Source organism: Terriglobales bacterium (assembly GCA_035651995.1).
In the GTDB taxonomy this organism is placed as follows: domain Bacteria; phylum Acidobacteriota; class Terriglobia; order Terriglobales; family Acidobacteriaceae; genus DASRER01.
The window spans coordinates 64,049-81,941 of record DASRER010000020.1; the positions used below are offsets into that span (position 1 = coordinate 64,049).

Annotated in this window: 13 protein-coding genes; 5 read left to right on the plus strand and 8 right to left on the minus strand. The window is 64.6% G+C overall.

All coding sequences use genetic code 11. The features are described 5' to 3' along the window. Positions 1 to 8 precede the first annotated feature (8 nt). The 6 genes from gyrA to VFA60_06220 all read right to left on the minus strand — a co-directional run bounded on the left by gyrA (position 9) and on the right by VFA60_06220 (position 7,587). Positions 9 to 2,651: a DNA gyrase subunit A gene (gene gyrA / locus VFA60_06195; protein HZQ91363.1), complete on the minus strand. Its 2,643-nt coding sequence runs from the start codon at positions 2,649 to 2,651 to the stop codon at positions 9 to 11. A 303-nt stretch (positions 2,652 to 2,954) separates the two neighbouring features. Next, the gene (locus tag VFA60_06200) at positions 2,955 to 3,782 is read right to left on the minus strand and encodes a hypothetical protein (GenBank protein ID HZQ91364.1); all 828 of its coding nucleotides are present in this window, start codon (positions 3,780 to 3,782) and stop codon (positions 2,955 to 2,957) included. Between the two features lie 191 nt (positions 3,783 to 3,973). Continuing rightward, positions 3,974 to 5,020, minus strand: a complete 1,047-nt coding sequence (locus tag VFA60_06205; protein HZQ91365.1) for a radical SAM protein — start codon at positions 5,018 to 5,020, stop codon at positions 3,974 to 3,976. A gap of 161 nt (positions 5,021 to 5,181) precedes the next feature. After that, a complete protein-coding gene (locus tag VFA60_06210; protein ID HZQ91366.1) occupies positions 5,182 to 5,742 on the minus strand; it encodes a DinB family protein in 561 nt (186 codons plus the stop codon). A 57-nt stretch (positions 5,743 to 5,799) separates the two neighbouring features. Then, on the minus strand, positions 5,800 to 6,540 hold the full coding sequence (locus VFA60_06215; protein HZQ91367.1) for a YIP1 family protein: 741 nt from the start codon (positions 6,538 to 6,540) through the stop codon (positions 5,800 to 5,802). A gap of 63 nt (positions 6,541 to 6,603) precedes the next feature. Further along, positions 6,604 to 7,587, minus strand: a complete 984-nt coding sequence (locus tag VFA60_06220) for a hypothetical protein (GenBank protein HZQ91368.1) — start codon at positions 7,585 to 7,587, stop codon at positions 6,604 to 6,606. 160 nt (positions 7,588 to 7,747) lie between these two features. On the opposite strand from VFA60_06220, the gene VFA60_06225 reads away from it, so the two are divergent. Continuing rightward, positions 7,748 to 8,167, plus strand: coding sequence for a glycine/sarcosine/betaine reductase selenoprotein B family protein (locus tag VFA60_06225; GenBank protein HZQ91369.1), 420 nt, complete (start codon positions 7,748 to 7,750; stop codon positions 8,165 to 8,167). A 99-nt stretch (positions 8,168 to 8,266) separates the two neighbouring features. Then, positions 8,267 to 8,425, plus strand: a complete 159-nt coding sequence (locus tag VFA60_06230; GenBank protein HZQ91370.1) for a hypothetical protein — start codon at positions 8,267 to 8,269, stop codon at positions 8,423 to 8,425. A gap of 115 nt (positions 8,426 to 8,540) precedes the next feature. On the opposite strand, the gene lptD is transcribed toward VFA60_06230, so the two are convergent. Then, on the minus strand, positions 8,541 to 10,970 hold the full coding sequence (gene lptD / locus VFA60_06235; protein ID HZQ91371.1) for an LPS assembly protein LptD: 2,430 nt from the start codon (positions 10,968 to 10,970) through the stop codon (positions 8,541 to 8,543). Positions 10,971 to 11,191: 221 nt separating this feature from the next. Here lptD and VFA60_06240 point away from each other — a divergent pair, with 221 nt between their 5' ends. Beyond that, positions 11,192 to 12,259, plus strand: a complete 1,068-nt coding sequence (locus tag VFA60_06240) for an RDD family protein (GenBank protein ID HZQ91372.1) — start codon at positions 11,192 to 11,194, stop codon at positions 12,257 to 12,259. Positions 12,260 to 12,421: 162 nt separating this feature from the next. Here the strand turns inward: VFA60_06240 and VFA60_06245 are convergent, their stop codons facing one another. After that, positions 12,422 to 13,735 (minus strand): cation:proton antiporter, encoded by a 1,314-nt coding sequence (locus tag VFA60_06245; GenBank protein HZQ91373.1) that lies wholly within the window; start codon positions 13,733 to 13,735, stop codon positions 12,422 to 12,424. Between the two features lie 174 nt (positions 13,736 to 13,909). Between VFA60_06245 and gltX the strand changes: the two genes are divergently transcribed. Together gltX and VFA60_06255 are read left to right on the plus strand one after the other, a co-directional pair. Next, positions 13,910 to 15,496, plus strand: coding sequence for a glutamate--tRNA ligase (gltX, locus tag VFA60_06250; protein HZQ91374.1), 1,587 nt, complete (start codon positions 13,910 to 13,912; stop codon positions 15,494 to 15,496). A gap of 144 nt (positions 15,497 to 15,640) precedes the next feature. Continuing rightward, positions 15,641 to 17,845, plus strand: coding sequence for a bifunctional (p)ppGpp synthetase/guanosine-3',5'-bis(diphosphate) 3'-pyrophosphohydrolase (locus VFA60_06255; GenBank protein ID HZQ91375.1), 2,205 nt, complete (start codon positions 15,641 to 15,643; stop codon positions 17,843 to 17,845). The last annotated feature ends 48 nt before the right edge of the window (positions 17,846 to 17,893 follow it).

Sequence of the window (17,893 nt, forward strand, 5' to 3'; positions counted from 1 at the left end):
TCTGTCGCCTACTGTATCAGCCCGCCGTTCTCTTCCTTCTCTTCCGGCGGGATGACCACCGCCGCCGCCACCTTGTCGCCGGCATCGAGCGAGAGCAGGCGCACGCCCTGCGTCGAGCGGCCGGCTTCGCGAATGGACGCCGTGTTCATCCGGATGATCTTGCCGTAGTGGCTGATGACCATCGCTTCCGACTGCTCGTCCACCAGCATGATCGAGACCACGCGGCCGTTGCGCTCGGTGGTCTTCACGTTGATCACGCCTTTGCCGCCGCGATGCGTCAGGCGGTACTCGTCCACCGGCGTGCGCTTGCCGTAGCCGTTTTCGGTGACGCTCAGGATCAGGTTGGCGTGCACGGCCGCCTCGCCCTTGCCGCTGGCCTTGGCCGTCTCGGCCGCCTTGCCGTTCGTCGCGCCGGGACGCGGCGTAATCGCCATGCCAACCACGTAGTCGCCCTTCTCCAGGTCCATGCCGCGGACGCCGAACGCCGGCCGGCCCATGGGACGCGCTTCTTCTTCGTCGAAGCGCACCGCCATGCCCTCGTGCGAGGCGAGGAAGACGATCTGCCTGCCATCGGTGAGCGAAGCGGCGACCAGTTCATCGCCCGAATCAATGCCGATGGCGATAATGCCGCGCGACATCACGTTGCAGAAGTCGGTGAGCGGCGTTTTCTTCACGGTGCCATTGCGCGTGGCGAAGAAGACGTACTTGCCTTCCTCTTCCAGGTCGCGGACCGGCAGCATCGCCTTCACGCTCTCGCCCGGCTGCAGCGACACCAGGTTCGAAATGCTCTTGCCCTTGCCGGCCGCGCCGACGTCGGGAATTTCGTACACCTTGAGCCAGTACACCCGCCCCGTGTTGGTGAAGATGAGCAGGTAGGCGTGCGTCGAGGCGATGAACAGGTACTCGACGAAGTCCTCGTCGCGCGTTTTCATCCCTGTGCGCCCGGTGCCGCCGCGGCGCTGCTGCCGGTAGGTCGAGATCGGCGTGCGCTTCAGGTAGCCGGAGTGGCTCACCGTGATGGCCACTTCTTCGTCGGCGATCAGGTCTTCCAGCTTGATCTCGGCTGCTTCGTCGAGGATCTGCGTGCGGCGCTCGTCGCCGTAGTCTTTGCGGACCTGCTCCAGTTCTTTGATGATCACGCCGCGCAGCTTCTTCTCGCTGGCGAGGATGGCTTCGTATTCCTCGATGCGCTCGCGCACTTCCTTCAGCTCGTTCACGATCTCGTCGATGGAGAGCCGCGTGAGGCGGTGCAGTTGCAGTTCGAGGATGGCGTCAGCCTGCTTCGCCGTGAACGGATGGTCGAGCCTGGGCCGTCGCGTGGAGATGCCTTTCAGGTTGACGTCAATCGTCTTGCCGGCGAAGTATCCCACCAGGTTGTCGCGCGCCTCGCCGCGATTGGCGCTGCCGCGGATGATGGCGATGACCGCGTCAATGTGGTCGAGCGCGATCTTGTAGCCTTCCAGGATGTGCTCGCGTTCGCGCGCCCGCGCCAGCAGGAACGCCGTGCGTCGGCGCACCACGTCCACGCGATGATCGATGAAGTGCTGGATGGCCGCAATCAGGCCCATCTCGCGCGGCTGGCCGTTCACCACGGCCAGGAAGATCATGCTGAAGCTCTCCTGCATCTGGGTGTGCTTGTAGAGCTGGTTGAGCACGATCTGCGGCTCGGCGCCGCGCTTCAGCTCCACCACGATGCGCATGCCGTCGCGGTCGCTCTCGTCGCGCACGTCGCTGACGTCGTCGATTACTTTTTCGAGCACCAGGTCGGCGATGCGCTTGATGAGCGTCGATTTGTTCACCTGGTACGGAATCTCGGTGATGATCACCGCCTGGCGGTCTTTGCTGATGTTCTCGATCGCCGCCTTGGCGCGCATCACGAAGCGCCCGCGGCCCGATTTGTAAGCGTCGGCAATGCCCTGGCGCCCATAGATGAAAGCGCCCGTCGGAAAATCGGGGCCTTTGACGAACTTCAGCATCTCGCTGAGCGGCGCGCTGGGGTTGTTTACCAGGTGGATGGTCGCGTCGATGATCTCGGTCAGATTGTGCGGCGGAATGTTGGTCGCCATGCCGACGGCGATTCCGTTCGACCCGTTGATCAGCAGGTTCGGGACCTTGGTCGGCAGCACCGTGGGCTCGGTCGTCGTGTTGTCGAAGTTGGCGACGAAGTCCACCGTGTCCTTGTCGATATCGGCCAGCAGCTCTTCCGCAATCCGCGTCATGCGGCATTCGGTGTACCGGTAGGCAGCCGGCGGATCGCCGTCCACTGAACCGAAGTTGCCCTGCCCGTCCACCAGCGGATAGCGCAACGAGAAGTCCTGCGCCATGCGGACGAGCGCGTCGTACAGCGCCTCAGGATTGTGCGGGTGATACTTGCCCAGCGCCTCGCCCACCACCTTGGCGCACTTCAGGTGCTTGCGGTTGTGCAGCAGGCCCATTTCGTACATCGCGTAGAGCACGCGGCGATGCACCGGCTTCAGGCCGTCGTAAATGTCGGGCAGCGCGCGCCCGATGATCACCGACATCGAATAGTCGAGGTACGAGCGCCGCATCTCCTCTTCAATGTTGATGGGCTGCACATTGGTCGCACCCGGACCTTGTCCGTCGCCGCCGGGGGGATTCAGAGGGAGTTGGGGATTCTGTTCGTCAGCCATTGTCCGTTCTCGGTTCTCAGTTCTCCGTCTTCAGCGAGCCGAAACGCGGGATCGATTCGCATACACCAAGCGCGTTCTTGCGGGCTGGATTTGAGGCGGGCGCAAGCGCGATAAGTGATTGCATTTACAGGATGTTAACCGCGTTATGAGCTGATGGAATTATACCACGAGCAGCGCCTGTTTTCGAAGCGCTGGACCGTCAAACCGCGCAGACGCGGGGGCGCTTAGGAAACAGCATCTGATTTGAAAACAGGACCAGGGTAGCGAAGTTCCGCGTCTCGGCGCCTCCGCGGTTGCAAGCCCTTATCCCTTGGGCAGCGTAATGGGCGTGCCACGCTCGTCGTTGACCTTCGTGGTCGCGTCCAGGTCAATGTCGCTGAGCGGGATCTTGCGCGTCAGGTGGTCGGTCAGGTCCCAGAAGGTTTGTCCGACGATGACGTAGTTGTGTACTTCGCGGCGGCGCCCGTCTTTGTATACCAGCAGGACGTTGATGTCCGGTGACGACTGGGCCTTGGCCGGCTCCTTCGTCGGCGGAACTTCCATCACTTCGGGACGCACTACCCGCGCTGAAGGCGTCTGGTCTTCTTCAGCTACATCCGAGCGCGGGCGGCGGCGTGGCTCGTCGCGGCGCGAATCTTCGCGGTCGTCGAGGTAGTGCTCGCCGTAGCGCTCATCGTCCTGCTGCTGCGAGTACACCGGCTGCTCGTAGCGGCTGGAATTCGACATTGTCCCGTACTGAACGACGCCGCCGGGCGCGACCACGGGATCGTCAATCGAGTGCGGCTGGTACACGAGCGGGTAGCCGCCGTAATATCCGCCGTACACAGGAACGTACACCGGCACCACAACCGGGAAGCGTCCGCGTCCGCGAAAGCCGCCGTGAAAGCCGCTCAGGCGCCCGTCGAAGCGCGGGTCCCTGATGATGACGTTGCCGCCGAACCCGCCCTTGGACCCGACAAAGCCGCCGAACGAATTGATCCCGGCGGGAACACCGGGAGCTCCAAAGCGTCCCGGCGTAACCGACGTAACCGAAGGCGGGATGCCGTGGAACGTCACCTGCGCCTGCGCGAGTGGAAGTGCGATGAACGAAATGCCGACGACTAGGGATACAAAACTGATGACCCGGCGCATGGCAGATTCTACTCCGCTTTTCTCTAACTAGTTGGATGTAAAAGAGACGCTGGCAGACGCCAAATCTTGCAGAGCAGCGTTCAGCACAGCTCGGCTGCCGAACCGCGGAATTGCCGGAGCGCCGAATAGACCAACGGTCGTGCCACTTGCGGGTTTCAATTCGGCCGTTCCGCAGTTCGGCAATTAATCAGCTAGTTGGTTTCGATCTGCACAAGCTCCGGCTCGACCGCGGCGGGCGAGGGAGCAGCCGCCGGCTCCGGCGCCGGATGCTGCGGAGCGCGATACCAGTCCATGTAAGCGGTCTGGTGCGAGCACGAGATGGTGCACAGCGGCGCGCACGGCTTCTCGGTGAGGAACTCGCGGCGGATGTCCTCAACCGTGTACTCGGCAATCGGCTTGGCGGGATAGCCGCGCTGCTGCGAGCAGTAGTGCACCAGCCCGTCCTCGCAGATGTACAGGTACCGCGCGCCGGCGCGGCAGCGCCACTCATTCGGCAGGCCGCGCGCGATATTGTCCTGGAACTTGTTCAGGCGCGAGTAGCTCGACTTGTTCAGCCGCTTCATCTGCTCGTACACGGCGAACGACTCGGGATCAAGCGGGCGCAGCTTCCCGGTGCCGTCGTGAATGATGCCGACGGTCGAGGTGAAGCCCAGCTCGATGGCGCGGTTTCCGATCACCAGCGCGTCCTGCGGCGTCTTGATTCCGGCGCCGACCACCGAATTGATGTTCACGTGGAACTCGGCGTAGTCAGCCAGCAGTTGCAGCTTCTTGTCGAGCACCTTCAGGCTCTTCATCGAGACCTCGTCAGGTTGGACGTTGTCGATGGAGATCTGCAGGTGCTCCAGGCCCGCCCGGTTCAGCCGCTCGATCCGCTCGGCGGTGAGCAGGTAGCCGTTGGTGATCATCGCCGCCAGCATGCCGTGGCGCCGGATGCGGCGGATAATGTCGTCGAGCTCGGGATGCAGCAGCGGCTCGCCGCCGCTGACCACGATCAGCGTTGTTCCCAGCCGCGCCAGGTGGTCGATCCGGCGCAGCATCTCCTCCAGTGGCACGGGCTTGGAGACGTCGTCGTACTCGTTGCAGTAGGCGCAGCTCAGATTGCAGCGCCGCATGGGGACGATGTGCGCCTGCACGGGGTGGTCGGTTGAGGCGACCCCGCGAACGATCATCTTGAATTCACGCCAGCGTCGGCTCATGGCCAGCGCGTGGCGGCGCACTCTGGGGGACAGCTTCGCCATAGCTGAATTCAGGTATTAGAACACACGTTTTGGCCTGGAATGCAGGCCAAGTCGTTGACCGGCTGGTTTTTAAAGCCGAACGGTAATAACGGTAATCGGGCGATCCAGCGCCGGACGGCCTTCCGCTCACCCGCGCGCCCGATCGCCCGACAACCCGATGCTTACCTCCGCGGTTGCGCGCTGGGCGGCAGGATCCCGTTCAGCCGCAGGTACGTCGCCGCGGCGGCGTAGTGGTCGGCCAGGTCAACCGGCAGCTCCACCACGGCCTGCGCGCGAGGAACTTTGCGGCTTCCGCGCCAGTCCACCTGGTCGCCGAGCTTGGAGTCGTCCACCTTGGCGAGCGCCTGCCCGCAGAAGTCGAACGACTGCTTGAGGGCGGCAACGAGCTTGTCCTTGCCGTCGCTGTCTTTCACCGCGTCGATCTCGGCGGGCGCCGTCAGGCCGTCGGCGAACTTCGAGCAAACGAAGGCATTCGACTTGGCCACGTGCTCCATCAGCTTGGCGAACGTAATGTGGCCGTCGGTTGGCTTGAAGTTGTACTTGTCGGCCGGCATCGCGTCTGCCGCGCCGGCCAGGTTGCCTTTCTGCCGGTCGAAGTAACGCTGCACGGTCGAAGTGACCGGGTTTTTGTCGGGCGCGGCCGCCGGTGCTGCGGCTTGCGCGAAGCTGGCAACAGGTACGGCGATCAATGCGGCAACTGCCATGAGACGTGCAACTTTCATTCTTCCTCCGAACGCTTTCTGAGCTTAAGGCTTGAAACTCGAAACTTGAAACTGCCGTTATGAGAACAGCGCCGCCATCCCCACGCCGATCAGCGTCCCGAACGCCCACCATCCGAACACCATGGCCGTGGTGGTGGAGCGCTTCAGCCCGCTGATGCAGGCAAAGCCGATGCCGGCCAGGATCAGCGTCCAAAAGGTGAAAATGTCGAACGCCGAGAGCAGCGCATAAAGCGGCGTCCCGACCTGCGCGAAGACGCCGGGATTCGTCGCGATCGGGTTCTGGAACGTGAAGCCTTCGATCCCTATCCCGAGGAACAGGAACACGATGGCAAGCAAGATCTTGACCAATCCCGGCAAGGCAGCGTACATGGTCACCGCCAGGCACTGGCCAAACTTCGCCTGCGCCGAGGCGCCAAAGTTCATGGTCGCCATCATGAGCAGCGCAATGATGGTCAGTACCACCAGCTGCACCAGCGGGAACAGGTACGAGATCCCCTTCGTCACCGTCATCCCGATGCGCAACTGCCGCTCGCGCTGTTCGGGCGGCGCCTTTTCCAGCCGCTCCATCTGCTTGGGGTTCATCTTCATCTGGTTCATCTGGATGTCGTCCCAGCCGACCTTCTGCGCGGCGGTCGTGACGAATCCAAACGACACCACGGCCATCAGCAGCCACGCCGCCCACCAGCTCGCGCTGCGGCGAATGTCGTTGAAGGTCTTGCTGGGCGCGACGAACACATTGATGATGCGCTGCGCCTGCGACAGTGGCGCCTCGCCGGGAACGGCTGTTGCCGTGGCCATGTCAGGTCTCCTGGTCTGCGGATGTCGGGGAAGTCGGCGGCGGCATTGTATCGCGAGTAGCGGCTAACCGAGCACGCCAATCGCCGCGTACGCCACCAGCAGCACGATAGTGCCGGCCGCCACTTGCTTGCGCCAGCGCGTCTCCAGCAGGTCGGCGAAGACGCCGGCGATGAACATGAACAGCATGGGAAGGGCTGGATTCCAAATTGTTGCTGACGGCGACCAGACGGACCACAAGTCGCGGTCCGCGAGCACGAATGCAAGCAGCAGGCCATAGGCCGCGAGCGCGAGCAGCGGAGCCGTGTTACCGAAGAAACGACTCCGACGCCGGCCGAGCCAAGCGGCTAGGGCGATCGCGGTCAGGGCCAGCAGCACTGGGTTCAGTTGTCCGAGATCGTCAGGGTGGCCGGAACTCGGCAGCCGATTGAATAGCGCGACGTGGGGACCCAACCGTTGCATCACGATGAACACGATTGCGCCTGAGGCGCAGCCAACAAGCCAAAGGCCAGCTGCCTCGAGCCGCCTTCGCGGCGCCAGGAACAACATGAACACCAGCGCCAACGGCACTGCCAACGCAACCGCCGGCAGCGAATACGAACCTACGCCGAGCGCCAGACCGATCATCACTGGACGGCGAAAGCGCTGGCCGGGCGAGAGGACACCCGGAACGGCGTACAACGTGTGCGCGGCAGCCATCGCTACAAAGATTGCCCCGAAGAACCCCCAGCTCGCCAGGCCCATCCGCGCCGAGCCGGCGCCCTGCTGGATCATGCGCGGGGAAAAGCAGTACAGCGCGAGTGCGATCAACGCGCACAATGGCCCGTAGAGTCGCCGTCCCACATACCAGATGGAAGCTCCCAGCAGAGTGCCGACCAGAAGGGCCCCGGCGCGCGGAACCAACGCCGACAAGCCGTCCGATTCCGAGGATGAATACCGCAGGATGGCCAGCAGGCACTGCGCTGCGAATGCCAGGAGCAGGAAGGCGGCGGCCAACCCCGGTTGTTTCACGCCTGAGTGCGCGGGTGCGGCGTCGGCAGTCTCAGCCATTCGCGGGCTCACGCAGGACATTGTGTCGAGAGCAGGGCTCCCCCTTCGCTGCGCTCCTCGGGATGCAGTTCCAAAGCACGAAGCCCAATTCCTCCGCGTCCTCCGTGTCCTCTGCGGCTGGAAGTTCCGCGGATTGTACTATTGAAGAGTTGGAGGCCCCATGCCCCTGGAAATGTCCCGCAAGTCGGTCCCGTACACCCCGGTCACGAGCAAGGTCAGCGAGATGGCAATCGCGCTCGTCTCCTCCACCGGCGTTTACCTCGAAGGCCAGCCGCCCTTCTCGTCCAACAGCGACGAGAGCTATCGCGTCATTCCCGGCGACGCCGACCCTTCCGCACTGCGCTTCCAGCACGGCCACTACGACGAGAGCGACGCCCGCCGCGATCCCAACAGCGTTTTCCCGCTGGCGCTGCTGCGCGAACTCGCCGCGCAGGGCATGATCGGCAAGGTGTCCAACAAGCACATCGGCTTCAAGGGTTTTTCCAGCGACCTCAAGGCGCAGTACGAAGTGCTGGCCCCGGCCATCGCGCACGAAATCGAGCGCTCGCAGGCAGACGCCGTCGTCCTCACCGGCGGTTGACCGGTCTGCCACCGCGTAATCGTTGCGGCGCAACGAGAGATCGAAGCAAAAGGAATCCCCACGGTCCTCATCACCGTCTCGCCGGAGGACTCACGCCCCATGCGTCCACCGCGCGCCATTTGTCCCGTCGGACACAAGATGGGACGCGTGCTCGGCCCGGCCGGGGACCACAAAACGCAACTGCGCGTGCTCAGCGAAGCGCTGCGCCAGTTCGAGCAGCTGCGCATGCCGGGTGAGATCGTGGAATTCCAGCCGTAGCAGTCAGCGCTCAGCCGTCAGCATTCAGCCCCTGAACGGCTTCAGCGAGGATGCGCGCCCTTAGCCGGGGAACGTGCAGGGGCTGAATGCTGAGTGCTGAATGCTGGGTGCTGCCTTAGAACAATCTCTCCTGCCGCCTCATCGTCCCAAACGTCCCGATGTTCGCCAGCGAGAGCGAGAAGCGGAACTGGTTTTCATTGCGCACCGCGCCCAGCGCCAGCCGCCGGTATTCGAACGTCGCGCCGATGCAGTCCCAGTTGTAGCTGAGCTGGCCGACCGAGTACTGCAGGAAGTTCAGGTTGGTGTCGGCGCCGATGTTGCCGGCGAAGTTGAAGCCGCGCTTGTTGGGATGTCCCCAGCCGGCCAGCACGCGGAACTGGTTGAACAGGTCTGGACCGGGAATGGGATTGGTGGTGAAGATTTCGCCGGGAACGTGGAAATAGGCGTGGCTGCCGCCCACGAAAAACTCTCCGAAGCGCCACGCGGCAATCGCCGTTGACGCGTTGATCCGCCCTTTCTTGAAGTCGTAGTCCAGGGTCCATTGCAGGTCGGTGCTGGCGCTGGGGTGGATGCGCAGCCGCGACGCCAGCGGCGAGGTGTGGCGCGGCTCGGTGAGGAAGGCGATGCCGCTGAATTCGGCCGTGGTGGTCAGCACGTTGCGCCGCCCATTGACCACCGCGCCGCCGAAATCGGGATCGAAGAACGCCTTCTGCGCCAGCTCCCAGGTCACGATCTCGCGCGCGCTGCCGGCTTCGTAACACGGATTCCCCGCGGGCAGGTTCTCGTGCGTGTGGGCGAACTCGGGCGCTTCGGAATTCTGCGCCATCGGATCGCGAACCGGCTGGGCCGGCCCGCCGGCGGAGCAGTCTCCCGGGTTTGGCCGGCGCGCGTAGATCCGGTTCACCAGCGCGTACTCCAGCTCGTTGGTGTTGCTCAATATGTCTTTGGCGTCGAAGCGGATGATGCTGCTGAAGTTGTCCACGCCGCTCGTTAGCCGGTAGTTCAGCCTGGGTTCCACCACATGCTTCCATTGGCGGCCAAAGATCTGCCGGTCGAAGACCCGCGAAATCGCCGGTGGACGCGCCTCCGCGCCGATCTCGACCGCGCGGCGGTTCGCGTCAATGGGAACCGGCGTGCCCAGCGACCCGTTCGGAACAACACGCTGCGTGTAGTAGGTCTCGTGCAGGACCAGCTCCGGCCTGAACGTCCAGCCCTTCAGGAACAGCGGGGCCGCAATCGAAGGCGTCAGGTCGAAGCGGCCGACCACCGGATCGGTCTCGAATCCCGGCTCGCGCCGCGAAACGCCTTCCGCCGCCGCGCCGTACGAGAACACGAAAGGCGTGCGCCGGATGCGCTTCTCCACGCTGCCCACTTCGAAGCTGGGGATGTGCAGGATGGAGACGTAGTCGCCCTTCGCGGTGCTCTCAAAGTTCTGGTAGCGGTTGCCGGACAGGTTGAAGAAGTATCCGTTCTGCGCCTTGCTGGCGAAGGCCAGCGAGCGGACTTCCGAGTTCACCGCCTGGGAAAAGGTTTCCGTAAATGCCTGGCGGAAGACGAACGAGCTGAGGTACTCGATGTCGGCCACCCCGCGTATGCCGAACGGGAACGTGGTTTCGCCGCTGCCGCGCACGTCTTCGCCGCCCTGGTCCATCTTGGTCGGTCCGAAGCCGCGGTCGAGCACGCCGAAGTAGCGGACCTCGAAATACGTCTTGTCGCTCGGCTTGCCGCGAAATTCGCCGTGCTGCGCCCAGCCGCGGTCGGAAAAGTATTCCGCGCCAATGGTCGTATCGAAGCTGCGATTGATCGCCCAGTAGAACGCGTCGCCCAGCACCGTGCCCTTGGTTGACGACTGTCCGACGGTCGGAATCAGGAACCCGCTCTGCCGTCCCAGCGCCTCGACCGGGTGCTGCACGTAGGGCAGGTAGAACAGCGGGATGCGTCCAAGGCGAAACGTGGTGTGGTAGATCTGCGCGTTGTCGCCCACCTCAACCACCACGCGCTGCGCGCGAAAGCTCCACGCCGGCATCTCCGGGTTGTCGCACGAAGTGACCCAGCCATCGTGGACCACGAAGTGGTCCGGTCCGGTCTTGTCCACGCGCGAGCCGGCAAAGATGAACGGCCGCGACGAGGTCAGCTGCAGCCGATTGCCGCGCAAGCGGATGCCGGTAGTGCCCAGCACGTCGTAGAACGTGCCGCTCTCGCTTTGCAGGTTGTAGTGGCCGCGCGAGGCGTGCACGTCTTCGTCGTGCGGCCCGCCCAACAGCCGCACGTGGCCGGTGGCGGTGGCCTCGCCCGTGGCCTCGTTGTAGGTGATCTCGTCGGCGCTGAACGTGAGGTTCTTGTAGGTGATGCGCACGTCGCCGCTCAGCGTGAAGGCGTCACCCTGCTTCTGCTGCGTCTTCGCCTCGATCTTCACTGGTTCGCCCGGTTGCGTGCTTGGCGCCGGCGCCAGCGCCGTGGCGGTGGTCTGCGCGGGCGAGGCCGTCTGCCCAGGCGTGGTGGTCTGCTCGGCGCGCAACTGGCTGGTTAATAGCGGCGCTGCCACAAGCCCATGACAAAGCAGCGCTGCCGTGGTAACCAGTATTTTGCGGAGCGTCATTGTCCGTTGACGGCCGTGTGTCTTCGCCTGCGCCGGATGGATGGCCTGTCGAAGGTAGCACGCGCTCTCGGGCGAGGTAAACGCCCGCGATGTCGGCCCCGTGAGTGCGGCTGCCTCTCATGAGGGAAGCCGCAGGCCGCTTGCTCTGGCGGTCCCACAACCGAACCATGGCGTGTCCTCTGTGCGGTGAGGTCTGCCACTGCTCGTTCATCTCGTCCGCGTCGTCGGGCGCGGCGCGAGGCGCGTCGAGCACCGTCCTGGTTGATCCGGAGCGATACGACTCCAGCGAAGAACAGTTCGCCGCCTCTCTTCCCGGCAGCACCGTGGGGGACGCCGGCGGACCGCCGCGCGGCAAGACGCTCAGCGGCATCGAGCGCATAGCGCAGGAGATGGACGACCCGAACTTCACCGGGCCCGATCCGTTCTATCGCAGCTGGCGTGAAGAGGTGACCTCGCGCGTGAACAACTACCGCGCCCGCCGCCGCCGTGGCTACGACCCCGAGTCCTCGCTCAGCTTCCCATTCGACACGCGGCCCGCGCCGCCGCCACCGGCGCCGCCCATCCGGCCGCGTCCGCGGGTGACGCGCCATCTCGACGTGATCGCGCCCGCACCGGAGACCAAGGTGATTACATTTCCGAAGCCCGAACCCAAACCCGACCCGCCCACCGACCTGCTGCCCTTCACCGCCGACGAACTGGCCGGCCCCGCGCCCGAAGTGCCGCGCATCCTCGACGCGCCCGAACTCGGCCCGCAAGTGGTTGTGCCGCAGTTGCCGGCGATTACGCTCGAGGCCGCGGAGGAATCCGCGAAAGACGATGACGTCACTCTCAATGCCGCCGCGCTGGTGAATCGCGCCTATGCGGCGGTGATCGACGCGGGCATCGTGATGATCGCGGCCGTAGTTTTCGCAGGGATCGTGGTGAAAATCACGGGCGGCGTTCCCGAGGCGCGCGTCACCATTCCCGCGGCGCTGGCCGTCACCACCATGCTCTGGGCGCTTTACCAGTACCTGTTCCTCGTGCACGCCGCTACCACGCCGGGACTCGACCTCGCCGGCCTCGAGCCATGCAACTTCGCGGGCCAGCCGCTGGACGCGTCCGCGCGCCGCTACCGCGCGCTGGCAATGATCATCGCTGCACTCCCCGCCGGCCTGGGCTTTGTGTGGGCCCTGCTCGACGAGGACACGCTCGGCTGGCACGACCGCATCAGCCGCAGCTACATGGTGCAGCGCTGATCTTGCGCCAACCATCGAGCCAAGCCGCAGCCGAACGCGAAGCGTCGGCGAGGCGAGTCGGACGACCCCCACTTAAACCGGGACCGCGGGGTCGGGTAAGAAAGGCTTCGACTTGACACGTGGCCTCGCTCCGGGTGGCCTCGAGATGGGCTGCATCTGGGTCTAAGCCGCGATTTTCTCCGGCCCGCGCTCCACGACGGCAGCGTCGGCTGCTGACCCCTCCAGCAGCGGCCACCCTTTGCGCAGCACGAACTCCAGCCATGCGCCCGCCGCCTGCGAAGTGAGCACCGCGGTCAGAACGAGCGTGGTGTAGAACGGGGCGTTGATGATGCCCGCGTCGTAGGCGACACTGGCCAGCACGATGCCCGGGCCGCCGCGAGCGTTCAGCGCCATGGAAAGGTTCACCGAGTCACGCCAGTTGAAGCCGGCAAAGCGCGCGCCCGCGCCGGCGGCAAGCAGCTTGACCGCGCAGGCCAGCGCCAGGAAAGCTGCCAGCATGCCGAACGAGAACCTCCTGCTCAGGTCGAGCTTGTAGCCCACCACCGCGAAGTAGACGGGAATGAAGACCGCAAAGGCCACCTTGTTGAGCGCGGCGATGGACTCGGCCAGCAGCTCGCGCTCGGCGACCACGGCGTATCCGGCGAGGAACGCGGCGAACACCAGGCTCACCTCGAGCGCCGCAGCAACGGCCGAATAGGCCAGCAGAATAACGATCAGATAGGCGACCGGCGCCGAGCCGATCAGCACGTTCCAGCGCGCCCGGGTCACGTGGCGCAGGATGCGCGGCAGCAGCCACAGGCCCACGGCGAAGTACGCCAGCGACGCGGCCACGTGCAGCGCGATCTTGCCCGGCGGCGCCGTACCCGCGGCCGCCAGCGCCGTCGCGACCGCGAGGACCGCCCATAACGCGATGTCTTCCAGCACGGCCACGCCCAGCACCAGCCGCGCGAAGCGCGTGTGCAGGATGCGCAGGTCGTGCAGGATCTTCGAGATCACCGGGATCGAGGTCACCGCCACCGCGATGCCCACCACCAGCAGCAGCGGCGTGCGCTCGCCGGCCGTGCCCATCAGGCGATCAAGCGGCATGAACGGCGCGGCGATCATGGCCAGCGCGAAGGGCAGCGCCGTGCCAACCGAGCCCAGCCACGCCACCTCGCGCCGGTCTTCGCGGTTGAACAGCCCGCGCGTCTCCGCGCCCGAAGCGAACATCAGCAGGATCAGCCCCAGGTTGTAGAGAAAGCCGAGGATCACGTCGTACTTGGCTGCTTCGGTCGAAACGCCCGCTGGCGGAATCAGCGTGTTGGCGATCGTGGGCGCGAAGTGTCCCAGCAGCGACGGCCCCAGCAGCACGCCGGCCAGGATTTCGCCGACCACGCGCGGCTGCCGCAGCCGCGTAAACACATGTCCCAGCACATGCGCGGTGGCGACCAGCAAGAATAGGAGAAGAGTGAAGGAGCCGAATTCAGCGGCAGTCATCGCAGATGGGCCCAGGCCCGGACAGCAAACGATTGGATGGCCTGTGCTGCTGCGGTGCTGCCCCTGAAATAGCGTTCACCGCCGAGATCGCGGGATCGCAGAGAATTCTTGATATTGGTTTCTCCGCGATTCCTGCGGTCACTGCGGCGAGAACGGTTTTGTTACCATCCAAGCGTGACCGCATCGTCCAACGTCCGCGTGCGCTTTGCGCCCTCGCCCACCGGGCATCTGCACGTGGGCAACGCGCGCACCGCGCTCTTCAACTGGCTGTTCGCGCGGCAATTGGGCGGAAAGTTCATCCTGCGCATCGAGGACACAGACATCGAGCGCAGCGATCCGGCCCACGAGATGCAGCTGATCGCCGACCTCAAGTGGCTCGGGCTCGATTGGGACGAGGGTCCCGACTTCGAGCATCGCGACAAATGGATTGGCGAGTACGGTCCTTACCGCCAGTCGGACCGCCTTGCCATTTATCGCGAGCACGCCGAGCGCCTGCTGGCCGAGGGCAAGGCGTATCTGTGCTTCTGCACTCCGGAGGAGCTGGAGCGCGAGCGCCAGCGCGCCCAGCAGGAGCATCGCCAGCCGATCTATTCGGGAAAATGCCGGGCGGTTTCGAAAGAAGAAGCCCAACGCCGCCGCGCCGCGGGCGAGCAGGCGGCCATCCGCCTGCGCATCCCCGAGCACCCGATTCGCTTCCACGACATCGTCCACGGCGACGTCGAGTTTTCCAGCGAGGTCGTCAGTGACCCGATCATCCTGCGCTCCTCGGGCATGCCGGTCTACAACTACGTGGTGGTGATCGACGACGCGCTCATGAAGATCACGCACGTCATCCGCGGCGACGACCACCTCTCCAACACGCCCAAGCAGGTCGCGCTCTATGAGGCCCTCGGCTGGCCCGCGCCGGAGTTCGCGCACCTTTCGACAATCCTCGGCAGCGACCGCGAGCGGCTGAGCAAGCGCCACGGCGCCACTTCCATCGCCAGCTTCCGCGAGATGGGCGTGCTCCCCGAGGCGCTGGCGAACTACCTCGTGCTCCTCGGCTGGGCCCCGCCGGGCGGCGACCGCGAAATCTTCTCGCGCGACGAACTCGTTCAAGAGTTCGACCTGAAGCGCGTCACGCCGTCGCCCGCCGTGTTCGACTTCGAGAAGCTCTACTGGCTCAACCGGCACTACATCAAGCAGAAGACGTCGGATGAGCTGCTCCGGCTTTCAATTCCATTCTTCGGCCGGGCTGGACTCTTGGGTGATGACCTGAAGCGTCTCTTCGACACCTATCCGAAAGATCGGCTGGTTCAAGTCAACGCAGGCGGTCCATGGCTCGAGCGCGTCATCGAACTCTTCGCGCCCTCCGTCGATCGCCTCGAGCAGCTCCCCCAGCGCGCCGCGCTCATCTTCAACTTCGATCCGCAGGCCGCGATCGCGAGTCCAGACAACGCCGAAGTCCTCGCCTGGCCAAACACCAGGGCGGTGCTCTCGCGCTTTGCTGCCAAGCTCTTCGGCGACGTGGCCGACGAGGGCGACCCGCCGCTCACAGTCGAGCAGTTCAAAAAGCTCGTCAACGACGTGAAGGCCGAAACCGGCGCCAAGGGCAAAGAGCTGTTCCATCCCATCCGCCTGGCGATCACCGGCTCGCACTCCGGGCCGGAGTTCGACAAGCTGGTCCCACTGATCGAAGAGGGCGCGCGGCTCCGATTGCCTCGCCCCATCAAGAGCGTCCGCCAGCGTGTGCGCGAGTTCCTGGCGGCGTGGAACGGGTAGGGAACTCACCCTCTCCGCCCGCCTTCAATTCTGCAATTCCGCAGTTCTGCAATTCGGCAACTGGAAGCAGGCATATAATCAAGCATGGCGAGCCTGCGCCGGCAGCCGCGAGCAATACCCACGGGTCGGGGGTCCCGCTGACCCGTGGCCACACTGCGCCAGCAAATCGAAACCAACATCCTCACCGTCACCAAGTTTCGCGACCTGCTGCGCGAGGTGGAAAAGGCCCGCCCCGGCGAAGACCTGACGCTCATCCGCAAGGCCTACGAGTACTCACAGCGCAACCACGCCGGGCAGACGCGCGCCACCGGCGAGCCCTACCTGGTGCATCCGCTCGAGGTCGCGCTCGTCCTCGCCGAAATCAAGATGGACCCGGTCGCCATCGCCGCCGGCCTCCTGCACGACTCGGTGGAAGACACGTCGGTCACCATCGAAGACATCGCGCGCGAATTCGGCGAGCAGGTGGCGCACATCGTCGAGGGCGTCACCAAGATCAGCAAGATCGAATTTGCCAGCCGCGAAGAGCGCCAGGCCGAGAACGTCCGCAAGATGGTGCTGGCCATGGTGGACGACATTCGCGTCGTGCTCATCAAGCTGGCCGACCGGCTGCACAACATGCGCACGCTGGCGGCGCTGCCGCGCGAGCGCCAGGAAGTGATCGCGCGCGAAACGCTCGACATCTACGCGCCCATCGCGCACCGCCTCGGCATGGGCAAGATCCGCGGCGAACTCGAAGACCTTGCCTTCCACTACGTTGATCCGATCGGCTACCAGCAGATCAAGGACGCGGTCGAAGCGCGGCGCAAGACCGGCGACGCTTTCCTTGCCCAGGTCGTGGGCGTCATCCAGCAGAAGCTGAAGGAAAACGGAATCAACGCGGAGGTGAGCAGCCGCATCAAGCGGCTTTACAGCATTTATCAGAAGCTCCAGCGGCAGCGCATCGCGGTCGACCAGGTTTACGACCTGCTCGCCATCCGCATCATCACCGGTTCGGTCAAAGACTGTTACGGCGCGCTCGGCGCCATTCACAACCTCTGGCGGCCGGTGCCGGGACGCATCAAGGACTTCATCGCCATGCCGCGGCCGAACTTCTATCAGTCGCTGCACACCACCGTGATCGCGGAAAACGGCGCGGCCTTCGAAGTCCAGATCCGCACCGAAGAGATGCACAAGATGGCGGAAGAGGGCATCGCCGCGCACTGGAAGTACAAGGATGGCCCGGTCTCGGCCAAGGACGAACAGCGCCTGGCTTGGTTGCGCCAGGTGGTGGAATGGCAGCGCGACCTGAGCGATCCCAACGAGTTCCTCTCCACGCTGAAGATCGACCTCTATCCGGAAGAGGTTTACACCTTCACCCCCAAGGGCAAGGTCGTGATTCTTCCGCGCGACGCCACGCCGGTGGACTTCGCTTACAGTATCCACACCGAAGTCGGAAACACCTGCGTGGGCGCGCGCGTGAACGGACGCATGACGCCGCTGCGCCACAAACTGCGCTCCGGCGACATCGTGGAGATCATCACCCAGGCCGGTCATCATCCCAGCCGTGACTGGCTCGGCTTCATCAAATCGTCGCGCGCGCGGCAGAAAATCAAGCATTGGCTCAACGTGCACGAGCGCGAGCGCGCCATCGAAATCGGGCGCAAGCTCATCGAAAAGGAAGCCCGCAAGTACCGCGTGGCGCTGAAGAGCGTTGAAGAGAAGGAATTCCAGCGCGTCGCCGCCGACTACGGCCTCGGCCGTCCCGACGACCTGCTGGCCGGCATCGGCTACGGCAAGTTTTCCGCGCGCCAGGTGCTCGGCCGCCTCGTCCCCATGCAGGAGCAGCCCGAGCAGCCCGATGTGGATGAAACCAGGGGCGGGCTCACCAGCGTCGTTCGGCGCGTCTTCGGAACCGACAGTGCGGCCATCAAAGTCAAGGGCCACGACGACCTGCTCGTCTACCGCGCGCGATGTTGCAACCCGATCCGCGGCGAGGAGATCGTCGGCTACGTCACCCGAGGCAAGGGCGTGGCCGTCCACGCCAAGACGTGCCCCAACGTGCAGAACCTGATGTACGAAGTGGAGCGCCGCATCCCGGTCGAATGGGGCAAAGACCAGCTCCGCAAGCAAGGCTACCCGGTGCGCCTCACGCTCTTCACCGACGACCGCGCCGGCATGCTCAAGCAGCTCACCGCCGTCATCAGCGATGGCGACACCAACATCCGCAACATCGAAGCCCGCACCGGCAACAGCCAGGCCACCATCGACGTGGTCATCGAGATTGAAGACCTCAAGCACCTGGAACGCATGGTCGCCGAGCTGCGCAAGATCCCCGGCGTGCACGACGTCCAGCGCGTGGCCAAGGGCTGAAACTTCCACCACAGGGACACAGGGGCGCAGAGAAGTCCAAAGCATCTG